Source organism: Pseudomonas sp. 43(2021) (genome assembly GCF_017490805.1).
Classification (GTDB): domain Bacteria; phylum Pseudomonadota; class Gammaproteobacteria; order Pseudomonadales; family Pseudomonadaceae; genus Aquipseudomonas.
The window spans coordinates 50,246-74,017 of sequence record NZ_JAFGYJ010000008.1; the positions used below are offsets into that span (position 1 = coordinate 50,246).

General features: G+C 62.3%; 22 protein-coding genes and 1 pseudogene. 8 read left to right on the forward strand and 15 right to left on the reverse strand.

Annotated elements, in window-relative coordinates; all coding sequences use genetic code 11:
* Positions 1-3: 3 nt before the first annotated feature.
* Positions 4-894: a LysR family transcriptional regulator gene (locus J5M71_RS09130; protein WP_207831637.1), complete on the forward strand. Its 891-nt coding sequence runs from the start codon at positions 4-6 to the stop codon at positions 892-894.
* A 114-nt stretch (positions 895-1,008) separates the two neighbouring features.
* Here J5M71_RS09130 and J5M71_RS09135 read toward each other — a convergent pair whose 3' ends face one another.
* Positions 1,009-3,435 carry a TonB-dependent receptor gene (locus J5M71_RS09135; RefSeq protein ID WP_207831811.1) on the reverse strand — a complete coding sequence of 809 codons (2,427 nt, stop codon included), beginning with the start codon at positions 3,433-3,435 and terminating at the stop codon, positions 1,009-1,011.
* A 230-nt stretch (positions 3,436-3,665) separates the two neighbouring features.
* Positions 3,666-4,787 (reverse strand): sigma-70 family RNA polymerase sigma factor, encoded by a 1,122-nt coding sequence (locus tag J5M71_RS09140; RefSeq protein WP_207831639.1) that lies wholly within the window; start codon positions 4,785-4,787, stop codon positions 3,666-3,668.
* Positions 4,788-4,922: 135 nt separating this feature from the next.
* On the opposite strand from J5M71_RS09140, the gene J5M71_RS09145 reads away from it, so the two are divergent.
* Positions 4,923-5,405, forward strand: coding sequence for an LEA type 2 family protein (locus J5M71_RS09145; protein WP_207831640.1), 483 nt, complete (start codon positions 4,923-4,925; stop codon positions 5,403-5,405).
* Positions 5,406-5,423: 18 nt separating this feature from the next.
* On the opposite strand, the gene J5M71_RS09150 is transcribed toward J5M71_RS09145, so the two are convergent.
* On the reverse strand, positions 5,424-5,687 hold the full coding sequence (locus J5M71_RS09150; RefSeq protein ID WP_025338356.1) for a hypothetical protein: 264 nt from the start codon (positions 5,685-5,687) through the stop codon (positions 5,424-5,426).
* 129 nt (positions 5,688-5,816) lie between these two features.
* Between J5M71_RS09150 and J5M71_RS09155 the strand changes: the two genes are divergently transcribed.
* Complete coding sequence (locus J5M71_RS09155) at positions 5,817-6,137, forward strand: DUF883 family protein (protein ID WP_207831642.1); 321 nt, start codon at positions 5,817-5,819, stop codon at positions 6,135-6,137.
* Between the two features lie 22 nt (positions 6,138-6,159).
* Here the strand turns inward: J5M71_RS09155 and miaE are convergent, their stop codons facing one another.
* A complete protein-coding gene (miaE, locus tag J5M71_RS09160) occupies positions 6,160-6,777 on the reverse strand; it encodes a tRNA isopentenyl-2-thiomethyl-A-37 hydroxylase MiaE (RefSeq protein WP_063913938.1) in 618 nt (205 codons plus the stop codon).
* Positions 6,778-6,932: 155 nt separating this feature from the next.
* Here miaE and J5M71_RS09165 point away from each other — a divergent pair, with 155 nt between their 5' ends.
* Complete coding sequence (locus J5M71_RS09165) at positions 6,933-7,796, forward strand: universal stress protein (protein WP_207831644.1); 864 nt, start codon at positions 6,933-6,935, stop codon at positions 7,794-7,796.
* Between the two features lie 130 nt (positions 7,797-7,926).
* Here J5M71_RS09165 and J5M71_RS09170 read toward each other — a convergent pair whose 3' ends face one another.
* The 9 genes from J5M71_RS09170 to J5M71_RS09210 form a co-directional block, all read right to left on the reverse strand.
* Entirely contained in the window at positions 7,927-8,130 is a 204-nt protein-coding gene (locus tag J5M71_RS09170) for a formate dehydrogenase subunit delta (RefSeq protein WP_063913936.1), read from the reverse strand.
* Complete coding sequence (gene fdhF, locus J5M71_RS09175; RefSeq protein WP_207831646.1) at positions 8,127-11,009, reverse strand: formate dehydrogenase subunit alpha; 2,883 nt, start codon at positions 11,007-11,009, stop codon at positions 8,127-8,129. The genes J5M71_RS09170 and fdhF overlap by 4 nt, the downstream gene beginning before the upstream one ends.
* Complete coding sequence (locus J5M71_RS09180; protein ID WP_207831647.1) at positions 11,006-12,574, reverse strand: formate dehydrogenase beta subunit; 1,569 nt, start codon at positions 12,572-12,574, stop codon at positions 11,006-11,008. Before J5M71_RS09180 ends, fdhF begins: the two co-directional genes overlap by 4 nt.
* Positions 12,568-13,050 (reverse strand): formate dehydrogenase subunit gamma, encoded by a 483-nt coding sequence (locus tag J5M71_RS09185; RefSeq protein WP_015269625.1) that lies wholly within the window; start codon positions 13,048-13,050, stop codon positions 12,568-12,570. Before J5M71_RS09185 ends, J5M71_RS09180 begins: the two co-directional genes overlap by 7 nt.
* Positions 13,051-13,514: 464 nt before the next feature.
* Entirely contained in the window at positions 13,515-14,090 is a 576-nt protein-coding gene (locus J5M71_RS09190; RefSeq protein WP_207831649.1) for a hypothetical protein, read from the reverse strand.
* A 117-nt stretch (positions 14,091-14,207) separates the two neighbouring features.
* Positions 14,208-14,495: a DUF3077 domain-containing protein gene (locus tag J5M71_RS09195; RefSeq protein ID WP_207831651.1), complete on the reverse strand. Its 288-nt coding sequence runs from the start codon at positions 14,493-14,495 to the stop codon at positions 14,208-14,210.
* 103 nt (positions 14,496-14,598) lie between these two features.
* Positions 14,599-14,754: a hypothetical protein gene (locus tag J5M71_RS09200; RefSeq protein WP_207831653.1), complete on the reverse strand. Its 156-nt coding sequence runs from the start codon at positions 14,752-14,754 to the stop codon at positions 14,599-14,601.
* A 413-nt stretch (positions 14,755-15,167) separates the two neighbouring features.
* Entirely contained in the window at positions 15,168-15,800 is a 633-nt protein-coding gene (locus J5M71_RS09205; RefSeq protein WP_063914083.1) for a hypothetical protein, read from the reverse strand.
* An 11-nt stretch (positions 15,801-15,811) separates the two neighbouring features.
* Positions 15,812-16,102 carry a hypothetical protein gene (locus J5M71_RS09210; protein WP_063913930.1) on the reverse strand — a complete coding sequence of 97 codons (291 nt, stop codon included), beginning with the start codon at positions 16,100-16,102 and terminating at the stop codon, positions 15,812-15,814.
* 682 nt (positions 16,103-16,784) lie between these two features.
* Between J5M71_RS09210 and J5M71_RS09215 the strand changes: the two genes are divergently transcribed.
* Both J5M71_RS09215 and J5M71_RS09220 read left to right on the forward strand, forming a co-directional pair.
* Positions 16,785-17,378, forward strand: a complete 594-nt coding sequence (locus J5M71_RS09215) for a GNAT family N-acetyltransferase (protein WP_233694860.1) — start codon at positions 16,785-16,787, stop codon at positions 17,376-17,378.
* Complete coding sequence (locus tag J5M71_RS09220; RefSeq protein WP_063913927.1) at positions 17,375-17,734, forward strand: cupin domain-containing protein; 360 nt, start codon at positions 17,375-17,377, stop codon at positions 17,732-17,734. Before J5M71_RS09215 ends, J5M71_RS09220 begins: the two co-directional genes overlap by 4 nt.
* Positions 17,735-18,566: 832 nt before the next feature.
* On the opposite strand, the gene J5M71_RS09225 is transcribed toward J5M71_RS09220, so the two are convergent.
* A complete protein-coding gene (locus J5M71_RS09225; RefSeq protein WP_207831657.1) occupies positions 18,567-20,114 on the reverse strand; it encodes an FAD-dependent oxidoreductase in 1,548 nt (515 codons plus the stop codon).
* A gap of 335 nt (positions 20,115-20,449) precedes the next feature.
* Positions 20,450-21,487 carry a sterol desaturase family protein gene (locus J5M71_RS09230; RefSeq protein ID WP_207831659.1) on the reverse strand — a complete coding sequence of 346 codons (1,038 nt, stop codon included), beginning with the start codon at positions 21,485-21,487 and terminating at the stop codon, positions 20,450-20,452.
* 95 nt (positions 21,488-21,582) lie between these two features.
* Here J5M71_RS09230 and J5M71_RS09235 point away from each other — a divergent pair.
* Positions 21,583-22,401 (forward strand): annotated as a pseudogene (locus tag J5M71_RS09235) (TonB-dependent receptor); the annotation flags it as partial.
* Between the two features lie 310 nt (positions 22,402-22,711).
* The gene (locus J5M71_RS09240) at positions 22,712-23,581 is read left to right on the forward strand and encodes an AraC family transcriptional regulator (protein ID WP_207831661.1); all 870 of its coding nucleotides are present in this window, start codon (positions 22,712-22,714) and stop codon (positions 23,579-23,581) included.
* The last annotated feature ends 191 nt before the right edge of the window (positions 23,582-23,772 follow it).

Here is a 23,772-nt window from a genome sequence, read left to right on the forward strand (position 1 = left end):
GTAATGCTCGGACAAGTGCACGACCCCGACCTGCACCTGCTGCGGCTGTTCGTCACTGTAGTCGAGGCCGGTGGCTTCAGCGCCGCGCAAGGCGTGCTGGGCCTGAGTCAGCCCACCATCAGCCAGCGCATGGCGCAGCTGGAAACGCGGCTGGGCTACCGCCTGTGCAGCCGCGGCAAGGGTGGTTTTCACCTGACGGAAAAAGGCGCGTTGTTGCTGGACGCCGCCCGTGGGTTGCTGCTGAACATCGAGCAGTTTCGCCAGCAGGCCAATGGCGTTGCCGGGCGGCTGCTGGGGACCGTGCGGATCGGCATGGCGGAGCACCAGGACAAGGCGGTAAGCCTGAAGCTGGCGGCGGCCATTGCGGCGTTTCGCAGGCGCGAGGAGGCGGTGCAGCTGGAACTGATCAGTGCCCCGCCGGCAGAGCTGGAGCGGTTGTTGCTGGAGCAGCGGCTGGATTACGCCATCAGCTACTTTTCCGGCAACCAGGCAGCCTTCGATTACCAGCCGCTGTTCGAGGAGCGGCAACGGCTGTATTGCGGCAAGGGGCATGTGCTGTTCGGTGAGGCTGGCGTTGGGCGGGAGCGGTTGCTGGCGATGGACCAGGTGCGCCATCCGTACCGGTTGCTCAAGGGCGGCGAGCCGTTCCAGAGCCAGCGCAGCATGGCGGTGGCCGAGCAGATCGAGAGCGTGCTGACGTTCATTCTGTCGGGGCGGCATATTGGCTATCTGCCGTGCCATTGCGCACAGGGGTGGGAGGCTGAAGGGCTGTTGTGGGCGCTGGACCCGGGGCTGGACTTTGTGGTGCCGTTTACCCTGGCCAGGCACCGGGCGCAGGCGGTTGGCGAGGCACAGCAGGCGTTTGCGCAGGATTTGCTGGCGGCGTTTGCCTGACCTGGCCTCTTCGCGGGTGAACCCGCTCCCACAGGGTTCTCACACAGCCTTAGGGCTGCGCCGTGCCTGTGGGAGCGGGTTTACCCGCGAAGAGGCCGGGACAGACAACACCCATCAGTAAGCCATGCTCCAGGTCAGGGTGTAGGTGCGTCCACGCCCCTGGTAGTCATACAGGTACGCCGGCCCGTAGGTTGGCGAGTAGAACAGCGTCGCACGCTGCCCCCAGACCGTACTGTACTGCTTGTCCAGCAGGTTCTGGATGCCGGCGCTGAAGGTGCCGAAGCCGGTATCCTGGCTGCCCAGCAGGTCGAAGGTGGTGTAGCCGTCGATCTCGTGGTCGGCATCGTCCTTCAGGCTGAAGGCATGGTTGGCCTGCAGCCGCGCACTGCGGCCATCGCCCTTCCAGCCGACGAACGCGGTAGCCTTGGACAGCGAGGCATAGCGCGCATCGCGCTTGATCCAGCCGCCATCGGCAGCTTCTTCCTCGGAGCGGGTCAGGTGCAGGGTGCCACCGGCTTCCCAACCCGTCTGGAAGTGCCGGGTCAGCGCGCCTTCAAAGCCGAAGTCACGGCTTTTCTGCTCTTCCACATTGATGGTCAGCGTCTGCGAATCGACGTTGATGATCTTGTCCGACCAGATGTAGTACAGCGCCGCCTGGGCGTCCCAGTCCAGGTCGGCATAGCGCCAGCCCAGCTCCACCTGGCGGCTCTTGATGCCGGCCAGCGGGTTGTCGGCCACGCTCAGGCCGGGCTTGCCGTAGTACTTGGCCGGGTCGGGCAGGTCGAAACCTTCGCCGTAGTTGGTCCATACCTGGTGGCCATTCTTGAAGTCGTAGATGGCACCGACATTGAACAGGTTGACCTGGTAATCGTTGCTGCCGCCCGGCACGCCCTTGAAGTCGCTGACGTCCACGTCCATCTGCTGGCGCCGGGCGCCGCCGGACAAGGTCAGGTTATCGGTGGCATGCCAGTCCAGCTGGGCGTACACCGACACGCCATCGACCCGGTAGCTGGGGTAGCGGGCGGCCTTGCTGTCCTTCTCCAGCTCCAGCCCACCCGACTCGGACGATGTCTGGGCGTTGAAAGTGGTCTGCTCGGCGTTGAAGCGCTCGCGGTCCAGGTCGACGCCGTAGGTCAGCTTCAGCGTATCCCACTGCTTGGCGAACAGGCCCTTGAGGCTGGTGACCTCGAAGTTCTGCTGCGAGGCGGCGAAGTACACCCCGCGCGAGCCGGTGGGCGTGGCGCGGTTGTAGTACGGGAACGGGTAGAAGTTGTCGTCTTCCTTGCGGTACGAGGCCTGCAGGTAGAAGTCCTGGCCCAGCACGTCGGTGTGGTGGTAGTTGGCGTTCAGCAGCAGGCGCCGGGTACGCGGCTCGAGGTCTGACGAGTAGCCGCTGCGCAGCTCGGCGTCTTCCAGGTCGGACGGGGCGTTGTAGTTCAGGTGGGGGAAGTAGATGCCGGTGCTGCCGTGGTTGCCCGAGTCATAGTACTGGGCCAGCAGGTCGAGGCTCTGCTGGTCGTTCAGTTGCATCCCCAAGGTACCGAGCACGTCGATGGTGCGGTTGTACTGCAGGTCGGTCTGGGTGTTGTCGATGAAGATCTGGTCGCCGGCGCCGTCGTAGAAGGCTTCGTTCTGCTCACCGGAAACCCCCAGCCGGGCATTGACCCGCTCGTTGCCGCCGCTGACCGACTGGGCGAAGCGGGTGGCCAGGTCATCGCTGTTGTTGAAGCCGCTGCTGGCACCGAGCTGGGTCTCGAAGCGCGCCGGGCCGGGTTCGCCCTTCTTGGTCACGATGTTGATGATGCCGCCGGTGGCGCCGCCGCCGTAGATGGCACTGGCACCGGACAGCACTTCGACGCGCTCGACGTTGAACGGCGAAATGCTGTCGAACTGGCGCGACAGGCCGCGCGAGCTGTTCTGGCTGACCCCGTCGATCATCACCAGCACGTTGCGCCCGCGCATGTTCTGGCCGTAGTTGGTGCGCCCTTCCGGCGCCAGGTCGAGGCCTGGCACCAGCTTGCCGATGGCTTCCTTCAGGCTGACGCCGCTGTCGATCTGCTCGCGCAACTGCTGCTGGTCGACCACCCACACGGTGCCGGGGATTTCGCTGATGGCGGTGCTGGTGCGCGAGGCCACGCTGACCTCGATCGGCTTGAGGTTGACCGCTTGCGGCGCGGCGTCGGCCTTACGCAGGGTCACCGTGCGGGCATCGCTGAAGTGCCAGCTCATGCCAGTGCCGGCCAGCAACTGTTGCAGGGCCTGCTCGATGCTGTAGCTGCCCTGCAAGGCCGGGCTGGCCTGGCCGGCGACATCGCCGGTGGTGTACAGCAGGTGCAGGCCGGCCTGGTCGGCGAAGGTGGTCAGGGCATGGTCCAGCGGCTGGGCTGGCAGGTCGAGCTGGACCTGGCGAGCCTGGGTCTGGGCCTGTTCGGTGGCGGTCGAGGCCGACGCCTGCAGCGGGCCGACCAGCATGGCCACGGCACTGCAGGACATCAGGGCATGGTGAAGAGGGCCGCGGCGGCGGTGCAAGGGCTTGAGCATCAGAGGCACGAATGAGCTTCCTGACAAGTCGTAAATGAGAATGGGTTGCTGATCAGTCCCTCTACGACGATCTGGCTGGCAGGAACTTGCAGTGCCAAATGGAAAATATTTTTATTTCTGTGCCGGCCTCTTCGCGGGCTTGCCCGCTCCCACAGGTACACCACAGGATTCAAGATCTGTGGAATACCTGTGGGAGCGGGCAAGCCCGCGAAGGGGCCGACACAAACGAGTCAATGAACCACGGCCAGCCACGGCAGGTAGGTCACCTTCAGCCCATAGCGCTGTTCAAGTGTCTGCAACAGGGCCTCCGGCTCATCGAGGTCGAACACCCCGCTCACCTCCATCGCCGCGAGCTTGCTGTCCGACAGCACAATGCGCCCATGCCGGTAACGCTCAAGCTCCGCCAGCACCTGCCCCAGCGGCTTGCCGTTGAAGATCAGCTTGCCGCGCTGCCAGGCCATCTGCGTGCCGGCATCGGCCGCTACTGCCAGTTCATGCTCGCCAACCTTGGCCTCACCCTGTGCCAATACCACGCGGCCATCGCGACGCACGCTGAAGGTGGCCGCACGCCCCTGCACCCGCTCACCGGCCGTATCGACCACAAAGGGCCGTGAATCATCGGTGGTCTCGAACAAGGCCTCGCCAGACGCCAGCACCACCCGCCGCTCACGGTCGCTGAACACCACGCTCAGGGCACTGGCGCTGTTCAGCGTCACCCGTGTGCCATCGGCCAGGGTCACCACCTGCCGCTCCCCCACCCCGGTGCGGTAATCCGCCAGCAGCACCGGCGCCTGCTGCCAACCCGCCACACCAACGGCCAACACCAGCGCAGCAGCCACCCCCGCCTGTTTGAGCCAGCCTCGGCAATGGCGCAGGGCCTGGCCGATGTATTTCGCCACCATGCTTTCGGAAACCCCCAGGCGTTGCGCGATCTGCGCCTGGGTCAGGCCTTCGACGCGGTTGAGCAACAGCGCCTGGCGGGCATTGTCGGGCAGTTGCAGCAGCGCCTGGTCGAGAATCTGCAGACGCTCCCGGGCCAGCAACGCCGCCTCGGGTGCCGGCGCCGGGCAGGCCACCTCACCTGCCCGCTCGCAGTCGTCGTGGCTGGCGGCAATGCGCTGCTCGCGGCGCAAGGCATCGATCGCCAGGTTGCCGGCCACGCGGAAGATGAAACTGCGCGCGTGCAGCACCGGCACTGCCTGCTGGTCGATGTTCACCAGCTTCAGGTAGGTTTCCTGCGCGACGTCGGCAGCACGCTGGCGGTCGCTCATGCGCCGGGTCAGGAACTGCAGCAGGTCGTCGTAGTGCTCCTGGAAACTCGCCAGCAGGCCCGACACGGGTGAGGTCAGCATGGGTTTGGGAACAGCCAGTAGGAAAGTTTATCGGGCGTTAATGAGAAACAGTATCTTTCATATGGAGGGAGACTTTCAACGCCGACGCGCATTTGCCACACTGCCCATTCGCCCACTCTGGCAAGGTCGCAACCCATGGCTGCCCGTCTGCAACGCTACGCCCGCCTGTTCCTGGTCCTGCTGATGGCCTACGGCCTGGGGGCCTGCGCGCTGTTCCAGGCACGCGACCCGGTCAATATCAGCGTGATCGGTATCGAGCCGCTACCCGGCCAGGAGCTGGAACTGCGCATGGCGGTGAAGATGCGGGTGCAAAACCCCAACGAGGCGCCCATCGACTACAACGGCATCGCCCTGAACCTGGAAGTGAACGGCCAGCCGCTGGCTGCCGGGGTCAGCGACCAGCAGGGGCACATTGGCCGTTATGGCGAAGCAGTGATCGTGGTGCCGGTGAGCATCACGGCGTTTTCCTTCCTGCGCCAGGCCTATGGGCTGGGCCATGTGGATTCGCTGCAGGGCCTGCCCTATGTACTGCGCGGCAAGCTGGCCGGCGGGCTGCTGGGGACCGTGCGCTTCACCGACGAGGGCAGGCTGGACCTGCCCAAAGGCGCCTCCTGGTAAGCGCTCGGCGGGGTGTGATCAACGGTTGGCGCTGGCCGCGGCCATCAGCTTGTTGACTTCGCTGCGCACCATGTTGGCGTATTCGGGCGGCGACATGCCATCCAGTTCGGCGCGCACCCACTCGGCCCATTTGCCTTTGCGCCGTGGCTTTTCGGCGATCAACCGCGCCGCTTCGCCCTTGGCCTTGCCCAGGTTGTTCTGCCACAGCTCGAACAGCCGGGCCTTCTCTGCCTCGATCTGCGCCCGTTCCTCGAAGCTCATGTTGGCCAGATTGAAACTCATGAAGGTACCTGCAGATTTGAAAATGGCCGCTATCTTACACCCAGGTACAGCAACAGCCCAAAGCCGCCGCAACTTTCCCGACGCGCCGGCATCCATTGTTCAAACCACACCTTCGACGAGGACGAGTTCATGGCCCGGAAAAACGCCACGCTGGCCGACAGCGATCAGATCAAGGACCAGGTATTCAGCGAACTGCAGGCGCTGATCGAAGAATCGGAAAAGCTGCTGAACGACAGTGCCGCCCTGGTGGGTGACGAGGCCGAAACCCTGCGCGCGCAGGTAAGCCTCAAGCTACGCCAGGCGCGCCATGCCGCCAGCAAGGTACGCAGCAGGGCGCAACCGGTGGTGGAGGCTACCCAGGACTACATCGGTGGCCACCCGTGGCAGACCGTGGCCATTTCCGCGGGCCTCGGCCTGGTAGCCGGCCTGCTGCTGGGCCGTCGTCACTGACGCCAGGGCCGCCTGGTGCGAATCAGGCGGCCTGTGCCAGCGGGATACCGCTGTGGAAGCGCAGCTCCTGGTCCGGTGACTGGATCAGCTCCACCTCCGCTGCGCGCACCAGCTCCACCCGGCGGGCAATGTCTGCCTCATCGCCGTAGTTGTGCGCCAATTTCAGGTAACCCTGGTAATGGCGCGCTTCGCTCTTCAGCAGGCCGTGGTAGAAGCGGCCCAGTTCCTCATCCAGGTGCGGCACCAACGCGGCAAAGCGCTCGCAGCTGCGCGCCTCGATAAATGCCCCCACCACCAGCGTATCCACCAGCTTGACCGGCTCGTGGGCGCGCACCAGGCGCCGCAGCCCCGACGCATAACGCCCCGCCGACACCGGGCGCAGCGGCACGCCACGGCGCTTCATCAGGCGCAGCACCTGCTCGTGGTGCACCAGCTCCTCGCGGGCCAGGCGCGACATCATGTTGATCAGATCAAGGTGGGTGTTGTACTTGGCGATCAGGCTCAGGGCGGTGCTGGCAGCCTTGAATTCGCAGTTCTTGTGGTCGATCAGCAGGGTTTCCTGGTCGGCGAGCGCCGCTTCGATCCAGGCATCTGGCGTCGGGCAACCAAGAAAGGCGTCGATTTCGGGGATCAGGGACATGAGCGTGCAACCACATTGAACCAGGCAGGGCCGGCGATTATACCGGCGGCGGCGGGCGGCGCCAGTGACTATGCTTGATGTACATCAAGCGCCAGCGGGGGAAGCGCCGACTATAGTCAGGCATTGGTCGCCACCTTTGAAGGGAGCTAACGCCCATGCAAGCCGTCCGCAGCATCCTCGTCGTTCTCGACCCCGAGCACGCCCACAGCCGGGCACTGACCCGGGCCAAGCTGATCGCCGGCCTCACCGGCGCGCGCCTGCACCTGCTGATGTGCGACAGAAGGCATGACCACAGCGCGCTGCTGAGCCTGCTGAGCAGCCAGTTGCATGATGACGGGTACGACAACGTCACCCATGAAGAGGCCTGGCGCGACAACCTGCACGACACCATCATCTACGTGCAGCAGGCCGAGGGCTGCGAGCTGGTGATCAAGGAGCACCGCCCGGACAACCCGCTGAAAAAGGCCCTGCTCACCCCAAGCGACTGGAAGCTGCTGCGCCAGTGCCCGTGTGCCGTGCTGATGGTCAAGAGCGAGCGGCCGTGGACCGGCGGCAAGGTCCTGGCTGCGGTGGACGTAGGCAACCAGGACGAGGACCACCGCCGCCTGCATGCCAGCATCATCGACCATGGTTTCGAGATTGCCAAACTGGCCAAGGGCGAGCTGCACGTCATCAGCGCCCATCCCTCGCCGATGCTGTCGGCGTCGGACCCGGTGTACCAGTTGACCGAAACCATCGAGAAGCGTTACCGCGAGGCGTGCAAGGCATTCCAGGCCGAGTACGGCATCAGCGACGAGTGCCTGCATGTGGCCGAAGGGCCGGCTGATGTACTGATCCCGTATACCGAGCAGAAGCTCGATGCGGTGGTGACGGTGATCGGCACCGTGTGCCGCACGGGGATTTCCGGGGCGTTGATTGGCAATACCTCGGAAGTGGTGCTGGATTCGCTGGAAGGGGATGTGCTGGTGCTCAAGAGCGAGGAGGCAATTGCCCACCAGGCGGAATTGGCCCGCGGCTGAATTTGCGGACACAGGATTCCTTGAAATTGCAGGGCCTTGTGGGAGCGGGTTTACCCGCGAAGGCGGCGGTAAGTCCAACGACGCATTCGCGGGTAAACCCGCTCCCACAGGGATTTCTTACAAGAAACCTCTAGGCCAACGCCTCCCGCACCTTCGGGTCCAGGCCCTCCCCTGCATTGGCCTCGGCCCATTGCGCCAGCTGCTGGCGCATTGCCGGCGTCCAGAAACTCTGCAGATGCTGCCGTACCCCTTGCACCGCCAGCGCCCGGTCTGGCTCGCTGTCAAAGTAATGGGCAATCTGGTTGGCCATCTTGACCAGGTTCTCACTACTCATCGGCGCACCTCGGTTTTCTCCGCAATACGGCGTTCCTTCAGCAAGCGCCGCTGCTCGTCACTGAAGTCCTGGTAGCGCTTCTGCCACTGCGAAGGCTGGAACACCTTCACTACCTCCACCGCCGTCACCTTGTACTCAGGGCAGTTGGTGGCCCAGTCGGAGTTGTCGGTGGTAATCACGTTCGCCCCCGATTCAGGGAAGTGGAACGTGGTGTACACCACCCCCGGCGCCACCCGCGTGCTGACTTTGGCGCGCAGCACGGTCTGCCCGGCACGGCTGCCGATGCCGACCCAGTCGCCATCCTGGATGCCACGGCTTTCGGCGTCGGTCGGGTGAATTTCCAGGCGGTCGGCGTCATGCCAGGCGACATTGGCGGTGCGCCGGGTCTGGGCGCCGACGTTGTACTGGCTGAGGATGCGCCCGGTGGTCAGCAGCAGCGGGTAGCGGGTGTTGACCTTCTCGTCGGTGGGCACGTAGCCGGTGAGCATGAAGCGCCCCTTGCCGCGCACGAACTGGTCGATGTGCATGGTCGGCGTGCCATCGGGCGCGGCGTCGTTGCACGGCCACTGCAGGCTGCCGTGGCGGTCGATCTCGGCGTAGCTGACGCGGTGGAAGGTAGGCGTCAGGCGGGCGATCTCGTCCATGATCTCGGACGGGTGGCGGTAGTTCATCGGGTAGCCCAGGGCATTGGCCAGGGCCACGGTCGCCTCCCAGTCGGCCTTGCCGGCCAGCGGTTCCATGACCTTGCGCACCCGCGAAATGCGCCGCTCGGCATTGGTGAAAGTGCCGTCCTTCTCCAGGAACGAGCTGCCCGGCAGGAACACATGGGCGAACTTGGCCGTTTCGTTGAGGAAGATGTCCTGCACCACCACGCACTCCATGGCCAGCAGGGCCGCGGTGACGTGCTGGGTGTTGGGGTCGCTCTGGGCAATGTCCTCGCCTTGGCAGTACAAGGCCTTGAAGCTGCCGTCCAGCGCCGCCTCGAACATGTTGGGGATGCGCAAGCCGGGGTCGGGCTGCAGGGTCACGCCCCAGGCACGCTCGAACTCGGCGCGCACACCCTCGTTGGAAATGTGCCGGTAGCCGGGCAGTTCGTGGGGGAACGAGCCCATGTCGCACGAGCCCTGCACGTTGTTCTGCCCGCGCAGCGGGTTCACCCCTACCCCTTCACGGCCGATGTTGCCGGTAGCCATGGCCAGGTTGGCGATGCCCATCACCGCGGTACTGCCCTGGCTATGCTCGGTGACGCCCAGGCCGTAGTAGATGGCCGCGTTGCCGCCGGTTGCATACAGGCGGGCGGCGGCACGGATCTGCTCAGCAGGCACGCCGCAGACCGGGCCAAGCACTTCGGGGGCGTTTTCCGCCAGGCTGACGAAGTCGCGCCAGCGGGCGAAATCCTCGGTTTCGCAGCGGGCATCGATGAAACGCTGGGCCAGCAGGCCTTCAGTGACGATCACGTGGGCCAACGCATTGAGCATGGCCACGTTGGTGCCCGGGCGCAGTTGCAGGTGCAGCTCGGCGCGGGCATGCGGCGAATCGACCAGGTCGATGCGCCGGGGGTCGATCACGATCAGTCGCGCGCCCTGGCGCAGGCGGCGCTTGAGCTGCGAGCCGAATACCGGGTGGGCGTCAGTAGGGTTGGCGCCGATCACCAGCACCACGTCGGCCTGCATCACCGAGTCGAAGCTTTGCGTACCGGCCGACTCGCCCAGGGTCTGCTTCAGGCCATAGCCGGTAGGCGAATGGCATACCCGTGCGCAGGTGTCGACGTTGTTGTTACCGAACGCCGTGCGCACCAGTTTCTGCACCAGGTAGGCTTCTTCGTTGGTGCAGCGGCTGGAGGTGATGCCGCCGATGGAGTCGCGGCCGTACTTGAGCTGGATGCGGCGGAACTCGCTGGCGGCGTAGGTCACCGCCTCGTCCCAGCTGACTTCCTGCCACGGGTCTTCCAGGCGCTTGCGGATCATCGGCTTGGTGATGCGGTCCGGGTGGGTGGCGTAGCCCCAGGCAAAACGGCCCTTGACGCAGGCGTGGCCGTGGTTGGCACCGCCGTTCTTGTCCGGGACCATGCGCACCAGCTGGTCGCCCTTCATTTCGGCGCGGAACGAGCAGCCGACGCCGCAATAGGCGCAGGTAGTGATGACCGCACGCTCGGGTTGGCCCAGCTGCACCAGGCTCTTTTCCGTCAGGGTCGCGGTCGGGCAGGCCTGCACGCAGGCGCCACACGACACGCACTCGGAAGCGAGGAAGTTTTCCCCCCCCGCCGCTGCCACCCGCGATTCGAAGCCGCGCCCGGTGATGGTCAGGGCGAAGGTGCCCTGGATGTCCTCGCAGGCACGCACGCAGCGGCTGCAGACGATGCACTTGCTCGGCTCGTAGTCGAAATACGGGTTGGATACGTCCTTTTTCTCGGCCAGGTGGTTGGCGCCGTCGTAGCCGTAGCGCACCTCGCGCAGGCCCACCTGGCCGGCCACGGTCTGCAGCTCGCAGTTGCCGTTGGCCGAACAGGTCAGGCAGTCCAGCGGGTGGTCGGAGATGTACAGTTCCATCACGTTGCGGCGCAGGCCGGCCAGGCGCGGCGTTTCGGTGTGCACCACCATGCCTTCGCTGACCGGGGTGGTGCAGGAGGCCGGGTAGCCGCGCATGCCTTCGATTTCCACCATGCACATGCGGCACGAGCCGAAAGCTTCGAGGCTGTCGGTGGCGCACAGTTTGGGGATGCTGGTGCCGAGCATGGCCGCGGCACGCATCACCGAGGTACCGGCGGGCACAGTGATGGCACGGCCATCGATGCTCAGGCTGACCTGTACCTCGCTGTCACGGGCCGGGGTGCCGAGGTCGCTGCTTTTATCAGAAGCGGGGTCGAAGAAATTGATCACTGTGCGGCCTCCGTGTGGGTCAGCCCGAAATCGGCAGGGAAGTACTTGAGGGCGCTGGCCACCGGGTAAGCGGTCATGCCGCCCATGGCACACAGCGAGCCGTATTGCATGGTGTCGCACAGGTCACGCAGCAACAGGGCCTGGTCATGCCGCTCGGTCATGTCGCTGGTGGCGATCAGCCGGTCGACCACTTCCATGCCCCGGGTCGAGCCGATGCGGCACGGGGTGCACTTGCCACAGGACTCTTCGGCACAGAACTGCAAGGCGAAGCGCGCCATGCTGGCCATGTTCAGGGTGTCATCAGCCACCACCACACCACCATGGCCGAGCATCGCGCCCATGGCGGCGAAGGCCTCATAGTCCAGCGGCGTGTCGAAGTGGCTGGGCGGCACCCAGGCACCGAGCGGGCCACCGACCTGCGCGGCCTTCAACGGCCGGCCACTGGCCGTGCCGCCGCCATAGCCTTCCACCAGTTCGCGCAGGGTCAGGCCAAAGGCGCGTTCCACCAGGCCGCCCTGGCGGATGTTGCCGGCCAGCTGGAACGGCATGGTGCCCAGCGAGCGGCCCATGCCGAAGTCGCGATAGAACGCCGCGCCCTTGGCCATGATGATGGGGACCGAGGCCAGGGTAAGCACGTTGTGCACCAGCGTCGGCAGGCCGAACAGGCCCTGCAGCGCCGGTAGCGGAGGCTTGGCGCGGACGATGCCGCGCTTGCCTTCGATGGATTCGAGCAGTGCGGTTTCTTCGCCGCAGATATAGGCGCCGGCGCCGACCCGCACTTCCAGGTCGAAGGCCAGGCCGCTGCCGGCCACGTCGCTGCCGAGGTAGCCGGCGTCGCGGGCGATGGCGAAGGCCTGGTCGAGCGCGCGGATGGCGTCGGGGTATTCCGAGCGCACATAGATGTAGCCCTTGTCGGCCCCCACGGCGAGGCCGGCAATGATCATGCCCTCGATCAGCAGGAACGGGTCGCCTTCCATCAGCATGCGGTCGGCGAAGGTACCGGAGTCGCCCTCGTCGGCGTTGCACACCACGTACTTCTGCCCGGCCCCGGCGTCACGCACGGTGCGCCACTTGATGCCGGCCGGGAATGCGGCACCGCCGCGGCCGCGCAAGCCGGAATCGAGCACGGCGGCGACCACTTCGGCACCGTCCAGGGCCACGGCCGCTTCAAGGCCGGCAAAACCGCCATGGGCGCGGTAGTCGTCCAGCGACAATGGGCGGGTGATGCCGGCACGGGCGAACAGCAGGCGTTGCTGGGTCTTGAGGTAAGGGATGTCTTCGACCGGCCCCAGCGCCAGCGAGTGGCCTCCGGGTTCGCCGGGCTCACCGGTCAAGGCGTCGAGCAAGGACGGCACGTCTTCCGGGGTGAGCGGGCCGAAACCCAGGCGCCCTTGCGTGCTGTCGCACTCCAGCAACGGCTCCAGCCAGTACAGCCCGCGGGAGCTGGTGCGCTGGATGTCCAGCGGCAGCTGGCGGCGCTCGGCCTCGCGCTGCAAGGCATCGGCGACCTGATCGGCACCCACGGCACGGGCTACCGAATCGCAGGGGATATACAGCTTCAGCATGCTGCGTCCTCCCGGCAAGCGTTGACCAGTGCGCGCAGGCGCTCAGGGGTAAGGCGCGCATGCACCTGGCCGTCCAGTTCCAGCGCTGGCGAGCAGGCACAGGCGCCCAGGCAGTACACCGGGCGCAGACTGATGGCGCCGTCGGCGCTGGTGCCATGGTCGTCCAGCGCCAGCTGTTCGCGCAGCTGTGCGGCCAGTGCCTCGGCGCCCCGGCTCTGGCACGACTCGGCGCGGCACAGGCGCAAGGTGTGGCGCGCCGGTGGCGTGGTGCGGAAATCGTGGTAGAAGCTGATCACCCCGCGCACCTCGGCCAGGCTGAGGTTCAAGGCATGGGCAATTTCGGCGACAGCGGCATCGGGGATGTAGCCGATGTCGTGCTGGATGGCATGCAGGATCGGCAACAGGGCGCCGGGGGTATCCTTGTCACGGGCCAGAATGCGGTGGATCACAGGCAGGTGGAGCAATTCATCAGGCATACAGCGGACCTCGGCATCACGGACCCTGCCTGAATTGTTGTGAGGGCAGGTATCCGGCGTGTTCTGCTGCGGCGCGCCGGCCACGTCACGGTTGCGTGGTGCCAGCGGCCTCCTTGCCTACGACCGCACGTCTGCGCGCGCTGGTCCGAAGGCATCCTGCAAGCATGGCACTTGTGGCGTCGAGGGGTTGCGTGCGAACGACCAGGCGCATCCTGAAACCGACGCGGGCTGTTTCTGGCCTTATTCTGCTGCGCTGTCGCTTAGAGAACTGAATTCGCAAGCGGCCCGCGTAACCTGTGGGAGCGGCTTTAGCCGCGAAGAATCCAACGCGGTGCGTGGCACCGGCTGCGCCGGTGTTCGCGGCTAAAGCCGCTCCCACAGGGTCCCTGCCAAATCAATGAGTTATGTGCAGTCCCATGAATGCATGGTATGCGCAAGGCTTCAAGGCTGCACGGCTTTGTCGATCAGTGCTTGCCTTCCACTGCCTTGGCCGTCTCGATCAGCTTGTCGAACTTGCGGTTCAGTTGAGCAGAGCGCTTGTCACTCTCGGCTCGCGCCTTGATGTTCTTCTCCGAACTGGCCTTGTCGGCGATGGTCACCACCGTCCAGTCCCGGTCCTTGGATACCCAATACACCAGTTCGCCGTCCGCGGAAAACGCCTCGAGCCGGCCGCCGCTATTCGGCACAGGCTTGGCCTGCCTGGTCATCGGCAACAGTTGCTGGACCCGCGCCTCGTCGGTGCTGGCCAGCCGCACCTCCACCTGGCGAAGCTGGTCGGCCTCGTTGAACGATGCCTTCACTTGCGTGATGGCAATACCGCCCAGGTTGTAATTGCCCTTCGGGTCATTCCCCTGAAAGAACTCGGTAGGCACCTGGTAGTGATAGCCGGTGAAATGCTCAACCTCATCGAACTGCTGCTGCAGAATGGCAATGGCCTGGGGCTTGGGCATGCCCAGGGTGAACTGGCCGACTTCCAGCGCCGACCAGGCTTGCAGGGGGAAAAGCGCGCAGGCGAATGCCAGAGGTAGGGTCCGTTTCATCGGTCATCTTCCTTGAAATGAGCCTTGCAACCTAACCCCTGCATGCCAATCAGACAATACTGGCAGGGTGCCAAGCCCACCCTGCCAACACCAGGGGGCCAACATCGCCGCCCATGGCTATCGGTTCTTGCGCATACCCATGTGGGCGTCATCCATCAGCGCCTTGGCCATGTCGCAGAGAAAGTGCGAAGCCCAGACCAGCACCGGTTCGTTGTCCATCACCCCGATGAACGACGCTCGCCGAGAGCAGTCCATCAATACCGACGCTTGTTCGATGGCATGGTCGCAGCAGTTTCCCGGTTCTACGCGGAACAGTTTCTTGCCATCCAGCACACCATCCAGGAACGTGGCCGAACCTACGGTCAGGCCCAGTGTGCCGGTGTCGTCATCCATTTCCTTGTCCATCTGAAACCCTCTTGTGAATCTGCCGGCCAGTGCGATTTCCCGGTTGCAATCGCTGGTAGGAAAACCGCACCGCCCAGGCTCGCCAAATTTGAAAGTCAGCCCATCAATGCAATGTATGCACCGGCTGCCTGCCCCTGAGCTGCATCTGCGCAATCGCCGATTCCAGCAGCGTGCGCACAGCCTCCATTTCATGCACGACCGCCAGGGTCATGATCGATGGGTCGGTGGAGAAAGGTGGATCGGAAACGAGTTTCAGCATGACAGCCTCCCGACAATAACAAGTCGGACCGTCGCCAGATCACTTGCAGATGATAGGGTGGCGGCTACATGCGGGCCTGCAAGACCGGGCTTGGAGGTCGATTCCCGGCTGGCCCGAAGACCACCCGCACGCAGCCACCGTTGAACGAAGCCAACAGCAAACTGAGACCAAACCAAGCATCGGGCTTGCAGACCCGGTCGTTGAATTTGCAACGACAAGGCGAGACTAGGGGGCTCAGGTTTCCATCGCAATGGTGAAACGGCTTGAAAAGGATGATTCAGAAATGGACTACGAGGAAGGGGAAAAATCTGATTAGTTCTTGTAGGAACCGATATGAGTTTCTCTAAAAAGACTCAAGATCCGTGTGTGAAGCACAGCGCTTGGCGGTACGCTGTGCTTCTTTCAAATGCTCACTACAACGCCAACCGCGCCAGCCGCTGCAAAGCTCGAATCACCTCCTGATCCTGATTCTCCAGCACATCCGCCTGAATACGCGCGATCACAGCCTTCAGCAATTCGGTCTGGTTCATCGCTGTATGCTGCTGAAGCGCAAGCATGTCCTCCGCCATGTACGGATTGACCTTCATCGACAAGCGCCGAGTAGCATTGGAACGCGCAAGCCCGCGCTGCTCTCGCTGTTCATCCAGCGCCTGCAGGAACGTTTGATGCGCCGCATGCAACTGCCCACACTGCTGCGCCTGCACCAACTGTTGGAAATAGTGGGCAAGAAACAACTTGCGCAAATTTGCCCCCGCCTCATTACTGACCGCATGCATGGCCGCATCGAGCACATCCAGATAGACCGCCGGCAAACGCGCCTCGATCGACTTGAGCTGCTGCTTGCGCGCCTCGCGGATGGCCGGTGTGGATTGCGATGGAATGGCGACCACGCCATCACAACGGGCGCACACACCCACCAGAATGTCCTTGGCCACCCCTTGGCCATCGCTAAACGGCACATCCCGGCGAGCATAGTGCGTGGGCACCACTGCCTGGCAATGCTCGCAAAGCGCTTTTCCTCTGTCGCCTTCGAAAAAGATCTTCATGATCTGGGTACTCACTGGTGAACGCTGATGAACCAGGTGTCTGGCTCGATGAAAAAGAACTTTATGTACCAACCATCCCGCTTGAGCACATGCACCTCGATGGCTGCGACGGCATGGTGAGGGGTGCTGACGTGATGAATACCCCTGCATGAGCGAACGACTTCGGCAACCTCGCCAGCTGACACTTCCCCTGTAGCCAACAGGTTCTTTACGTCGATATCCCTGCGTGAAACGTGTTGATACTCCCCTGACTCAAGCGCCGCTATCACCGCTTGCTGAGCCTCCCTGAAGCCGAATTTCATAGCTCATCCCTGTCAATACGAAAATCATCGTACAAAACCCGAATCAAATCTACCGTTTGCCGAGCCTGGGCGACCAGTGGCACCCCGGCCAGCTCAAGACAGCGATCCGGAACACGCATGAACTATGGTCCCATCGAACACAGGGCGGCATAGAGCAATGTAACCAACGCTTTCATGGCCTTTTCCGAGTGCTCGTTCACTCCCACCTCGATTTCGTTGGCCTCAAGCCAGGTGCAGCACCTGTGGGAGCCTGGCTTGCCCGCGATAAGGCCAGAACAGCGATCCCCATACCCTGTGGGGCTTTAGCCGCGAGGAATCCAACGCGGTGCATGGCACCGGCTGCGCCGGTGTTCGCGGCTAAAGCCGCTCCCACAGCGTCCCTGCTAATTCAATGAGTTATGTGCAGTTCTAAGAGAGCTGACTAGCTCTGGTTCCAGCTATTGCGCCATGGAAGTAGACGTCGCGCCGCCTCTTGCCTCACCACCTACGGCAACTGAACGATCGATTCCCCAGACATGAGCCCTGGACGGCCACGTGCCTTTGAGCATGGAGCAGCGTCGCACGCCGTACTGACGGTGTTCGCCCAGAGCATGATGGGAACCGTTGAACCCACCTACCCTGCCACCCTGCCAAAGGCGTAATCCTTGAAAACCAACCACCCGATGCCATGGGAGCACTGTACATGCCTATCGACTTCAGACCCGCTCAAGCCTCGGACGCGCACGATATTGCGCGCTTCTTTCAACTGACATCGGAGGGCATGGCCGATTACATATGGAGCAAGCTTGCCGCACCTGGAGAAGCATTGCTGAGTGTCGGTGCGTCTCGCTATGCCAGGGAACAGGGCGACTTTTCCTACAAGAACTGCCTGATGGCCACTTTCGAAGGGCGCGTCATCGGCATGATGCATAGCTATGCCTTGCGCGAGACCCCTGACAGGCCTGTCGAGACAGACCCGGTCCTCGCGCCTTATTCCGACATGGAAATACCCGACACCTTGTACATATCCAGCCTGGCCCTGGATGAGGCCTGGCGCAGCCAGGGGCTGGGCGCCCAGTTTCTTCGCCACGCCCAGCAGCGCGCTGAGGACTCTGGCCTGGATGGGCTATGCCTGATCGATTATGCAGAAAACCACGGTGCACGCCGCTTCTACGAACGTCACGGTTTTCAGATTGTTAAAACCTGCCAGATCGTTCCACACCCGATGCTGGGCGTAACCGGTGAAGCCTATTTGATGTATCGCCCTACCCACAACGTGCTCGAGAAACAACCATGAACAAGAAACTGACCGTGTTCCGCGAACTGGATATCCAACCGGTGCGCGACCTTCCCTTTTTTGAAGAGGTCGTGGAAGGCAACCCTCATACGCTGACGTCCAAGTACTATCACGACGAACAGCAAGGTCGCATTTCCGGAGAATGGGAAGCCAGCACCGGAGCTTGGCGCATCGACTACAAAGTCTGGGAGTTCTGCCATGTCCTGAGTGGGTGCTGCGTCATCGAGCTTGAAGGTTGCGCCCCCATCACACTGGCCGCTGGCGACACGTTCATTATCGAACCGGGCGCCAAGGGCAAATGGACCGTGCTGGAAGACATGAAAAAGAACTTCGTGATCCTCTTGCCCGCGAACTAGGTACGGGGTCGCGCTTCATCGAGTGCAGCGCAAGGACAGTTTGCATGCTTGCCGGCTGGCGGCCTATACCTGTTCAGTGTCTGCTTCGGGGTCGAAAGCGGTCACTATCGAGTAATGGATTTGGCCATTTCCGACGCTCCAGTCCAACCGGTCTGCTCATAGACCGAGTTCGCGTAACCGGCGGAGACGATTCATGTGATAGGCCCTGAAGTGGCATTCACTGAATGCCACGTGGTTCGTACGGGTTGCCGAGCGTGACTGCAGCGGCAGTGCTGTACGTCTCGGCATTTGCCGTGGCTCGACCTGTCGCGAGGCGCCTGATGGCAAGGTGCTAACTCAGACTATCCGTGCTGCCTTGTTCTACCGCTTTAGAGCGACGCTTCTCGACTCGGATATCAAATTGGTCTTGTACCATTCTCAAGCCTTTGAATACACCTAGGCTGCCGAATTTATACATAGAATTTAGAATCCGGTAACCCAAATCGGAGGACGGTTTGAAAATGTCAAAAATTAAAAAAAGTATAAGTCCCAGGGCGAAAAAAAACATTCCGACGGTGAGTGACCAAATCAGCCGGATTAATGCGGTGATAATAAACAAGGTTTGACTTCCTATCGCGTATATGTGTATGCATCAGAATCTAGTGTTTGGTAAATCACCTTAGCCCGGCGTGCTGCCCAACCCATCATTTGGCATCGGGAGCATCTCGTGCCTGATTAGGTGGGATGCGAAACCTGCGGTGAGTTGCAAGGAGCTATTTTTAGACTCGGTGGCCATCCTTGAGGGGAACATGCGCTAGATTCTCCGCAGAGATTCATTAATGTCAATATGCCTTTATGGGCGATTTTCTGGCTTCGCAGGCAGCATAACGCCGCGCTCCTCGAAATATCGGTTCAACGTGGATGCTTCCCCCTCGGGATCAGCCAGCGCGACATAGGTATCCGGCCGCAACAGATAAGTAGCATTTCTGGCAATGCCGGCTTTCTCGTACGCATGCTCCCAAGCGAAAACATGCAGTGCAATGCCGTGCTTTGTGCACCATTGGGCCAGGTCTGCCTTGGCCTCACCGTAAACCTGAACCTGCCACTGAATGGCTGTCAGTGGATCGTAGTTGTCTGCAATGGCCCCTGGTAGCCAAGGCAAACGATCGCCCCCCTGGACCTCACCTGCCTTACCTTGACTCAGCGGACTGTGGCGGTAATCAAGGGACGTTTGCGAAACCACCCGGAACAGGAACTCACGCACGCTCCCGCTCTTGTACGCAACGCTGGCGAAGATCGGCGCGATGCGCGTGCGCACAAAGTCCGCGAACCCGCCCTGAGCGGTAACGAACGTGAACAGTTTGTCGGTTGTTTCCACCAGCTTGCGGGCAAATGCCTGGCGTTCGGTCTGGTAGCTGTCGAGTAACGTATCGGGCGCCTTGCCTTTGACCACCGCTGCCAACTTCCAGGCCAGGTTGTTCGCGTCCAGAATGCCGGTGTTCATGCCCTGCCCGCCTGCCGGGCTGTGGACATGCGCAGCATCGCCGAGCAAAAAAGCTCTGCCACGGCGGAAGTGATCCGTGACACGATGATGAACCCGGTAGGTGGAAAACCAGTTCACCTCGGTAATCTTGAGGTTCAAGCCGTTGATGGCATCGTGGGCAACGTCCGCGAACGTCAGGTGCTCAGGATGCTCGGCACGCTCGTCTCGCACGGTGCCGATCAGGCGGTATTGGTCCTTTTCGCCATAGCACAGCAGCAGCACAAAGTCGGACTTGTCAAAAGCGATGTGTGCCTCACCCGCAGGCTCGATGCCCGTTACCCTGACATCCGCGACATAGAACAGGTGTTTATAGGTGCCGCCCTCGAAACCGCTGCCGATCTGATGCCGAACGATCGACCGAGCGCCATCACATCCTGCCAGGTAAGCCGCAGTCAAGGCCTCTTCCCGCCCATCCGCCTGTTTCAGGAGGGCAGTGATGTGGCTTTCACCCTCTTCGAACGACAGCAGTTCAGTCTGCCATTCCACGTCCACGCCGAGTGAATGGAGCTGCTGCACCAGTAATCGCTCATGGCGGTCCTGGGGATAGATCAACACGAAGGGATATGCCGATATCTCTGCACCTGCATCCTTCAAGGGGATGCGCGCTCTGTGGCTGCCTCGGGCCCACATGTTCATGGCAGGTGTTTTATAGCCGGCATCTATCACTGCCTCGGCCATATCGAGCTGGCGATAGAGCTCCAGCGTGCGGGCTTGAACAGCCATGGCGCGAGAGGCTTCGCCTGGACCATGGCTCTTGTCGACGATCCTTACGGCGACGCCTTGCCTGTTGAGCCAAAGCGCCAGAGCCAGCCCGGTAGGGCCAGCTCCAACAATGAGAACGTCGGTTTGCGCCGCCATGATCTCACCTCAAAAACAAATGACTACAGAGCCATAAATGTTCTTGAGCGCATGCAAAGTCAACCAGTCATAGGTCGTTCGCAATCAGTGCCTGGGCTGGCCTCATCGCGGGCACGCCCGCTCCCACAGAACCGCACATAACTTATTGAATCAGCAGGCCCCCTGTGGGAGCGGCTTTAGCCGCGAACACCGGCGCAGCCGGTGCCATGCACCGCGCTGGATTCTTCGCGGCTAAAGCCGCTCCCACTGGCTACGCGGAGCGCTTGCGAAATAAGTTCTTTTGGAGAGCCGCTACGGGACTTCCTTGGCGAAGAATTTGCCAACAGCGGAATCAGCTAACCGCCCGCCCTGCCGGACGCGCCGAGCGCAGCCTTGCGCTGGCGTTTCGCCAGGACCTTACGCCCTGTGTCGACAAAGGGCGTGACGATCAGGCTATAGACCGTCAGGTAACGCTGGTGGTCTCGCTCGCCGGTGCCGAAGCGGATGCTTTCAGGCGTTGACGTGGTGACATAGAGCGTGCCGAACATCCAGTCCCAGAGGGACAGGTTGGTACCGAAGTTCCGGTTGAAATGGCGCGGGGCGTCACTGTGATGGATCTGGTGCTGGGCCGGGCTGTTCAACACATGTTCCAGCTGCGGGCCGAACGACAACCAGACATGGCTATGCCGCAGGTTGGCCGCCAGGCTGTTGAAGATGAACACCAGGTAGGTCACGCCGAACAGGGTGTAGCGGCTGACTTCACCGCCGCAAACGTACCAGAAACAGCCGGCGTAAAGGCCGATGCCAATGCCGGTGCTCAGCTTCTCGACGATCTTTTCCACGAAATGCACCCGGCTCGCCGTCGCCGGCACCAGCACGGGCGCCGAATGGTGGACCTTGTGAAAGGCCCAGAGCCAGCGGGAGTGAAAGGCCCGGTGCGCCCAGTAATGGATGAAGTCCTTGATCAGGAACACCCCTAACCCGTAGAGCAGGGACAGTGCCAGGTTCTCGCCCAAGTGCGGGCGCGCGCCCCAGAGGTTGCTGAAAAAGGCCAGGTAATCGCCGGAGCGCAGGATGTAGGGGTCAACCAGATGGACGATGGGCAGCACCAGCGCGACCTTGAGAATGGCGCGCACGAAGTAGTAGCGGTAATCCAGTAGCGCCGAGGCATGCAGGTGTACCCGGGCGCCGCCGATGAATTGCCAGAACGAATGGGCGTCGCTCAGGCCGCGTTGCTTCCTGAAGCGGAACAGGCCATAGGCGACGCCATAGGAAATGCAAAGGAACAAGACCCCGAAACGGCCGTTCAGATTGAAAATGCCGAGGAACTGGTCGGTAACAGGCGTGATCACCCACTCGGTCAGGTGCTCATAGACAAGCGACAGGGCATCCACGAAACGACAGCCTCGGCAAAAGGGACGCAATTGTAAATCAGATTTATTTACTCAAGTGATTTTATCCATGCCCTGTCGCTTCAAGCACGTGGCACCTGTCGCTGATTACCGGCGCACGGGTGATCGACTGGCAACGTGACGAAACCCACGAGAAGCTGGCGAGCGGTAAAACCGAACGCACCTCGCAAAAAGAAACAGGGGTCGTCACCCCTTACGTCGGGCTGGTTTACGACATCGACGACAACTGGTCGGCCTATGCCAGCTACACCACCATCTTCAACCCGCAAGACAAACAGACAGCAACGGGCAGCTACCTCGACCCGTTGGAGGGCGTTAACTATGAGCTGGGCCTGAAGAGCGAGTTCTGGGACAAGCGCCTGACTGCTGCGCTCAGCGTGTTCGAAGTGCACCAGGACAACCTGCCCGTGCAGGACGGCGACAACAAGGCGCCGAACGGCAACCAGGCCTACCGTGCCGAGTCCAACACCAAGACCCGCGGTTTCGAGATGGAAGTGGCGGGCGAGATCCTGCCTGACTGGCAAATGTCGGCCAGCTACACCTATGCCGTAAGCAAGAATGCGGATGGCGACCGCCTGCTCACCGAAGTGCCGCGCGACACCCTCAAACTGTTCACCAGCTACCGCCTGCAGTCACTGCCACAGGTGAAAGTGGGCGGTGGTGTGCGCTGGCAGGGCGCGGAGTACAAAAAATACGCAGGCCCCCACCGCGAGACCTTCACCCAGGACGCCTACAGCATGGTCAACCTCATGGCGCAATATGCCTTCACGCCACAAACCAGCGTCTCACTGAACCTCGACAACGTGTTTGACAAGACCTACTACACGGCAATTGGCTCGCGTGGCTGGTATGGCAGCCCGCGTAGCGCCACGGCCACGTTGGTGTACGCGTTCTGACCCAGGCGGCCTTCAGCGATTCTGACGAAAGCATTGCGGTGGCCAGCGCGCATCATTGATCGGGGTGAACCACCCGCTGCGCCCAGTCGACTGATCATGCGAGGGCAGTTACGCTGGCGCTTTCCACCTGCACGGAAGCGCCAGTGATCGTACTGTACTCACCCTCCTGCCCTCCCCTGCGAACACCGGTAACGCCGGTGCCATCCACAGCATGGTCAAGACAATCCCCGATAGAGCAATCACGGCTAGGCACCTCCACGCCTGAACAACGGATGCTAGCGCTCACCGCACCTTCCGGAGATTCCGTTCGTTGACTGACTCACAGCACAACCCAACCTACGCAAAACGGTTCGAAGCCGTGCTTGCCTACATCGACAGCCACCTCGAAGGCGACCTGTCGGTAAATGCCCTGAGCCGCATCGCCAATTTCTCGGCCTTTCACTTTCATCGGCAGTTCACGGCATACATCGGCATTCCGGTATCACGGTATGTGCAACTGATGAGGCTGCGACGCGCGGCGCATCAACTGGTCGCCTCGCCGGCCATCTCCGTACTGGAAGCAGCTTTCGGCGCCGGCTTCGAAAGCCCCGAAGCCTTTTCCAGGGCTTTCAAGCGTGCGTTTGGCATGGCGCCGAGCGTATTCGCCAAGGCCCCGAACTGGCAGGCCTGGAGTGCGGTTTTCGTTGTTCCTCATCTTTCAAGGAGTATCACCATGCAGATCCGTATCGTGGATTTCGCCGAAACCCATGTGGCCGCGCTCGAACACCAAGGGGCGCCCGGCCTGGTCAGTGAAAGCGTCGCGCGTTTTCGCCAATGGCGCATTAAAAGCGGCCAGTCACCGGTGGCCAGCAGCCGAACCTTCGGCATTCCCTACGACAACCCCGACACCACCCCGGCGCACGCCTTTCGCTTCGCCGTGTGTGGCGAGATAGACGAAGCCGTGCAGCCCAATGATTTCGGCGTACACGAACGCGTCATCCCGGCAGGCCGCTGCGCCGTGATCCGGCATACCGGGTCGCCTGACTACATTGGCGAAACCATCTATCCGCTTTATCGGGACTGGTTGCCTTCGAGCAACGAGGAACTGCGGGATCATCCGTTGTTCTTTCACTACTTGAGCGTGTATCCGGAAACGCCGCTGGAGCAATGGCAAACGGACATCTACGTGCCGCTCAAGTAGGTTGGCTGGTGGCTAATCTGGGTAGAAGGCTGAAGGGCTGCGCATAGATCGAGTCCAGACGGATACCCGGCTCTCTTGGTAAACTAGCCGCCTGCCTTGGCAATCACCGATCTCCCGCCGCCGACTTTTGCTACGTCGCGCCCTCGGTTTGCTGCAAACACCCTCGAAACTGCTGAATTTGGTACAAGACA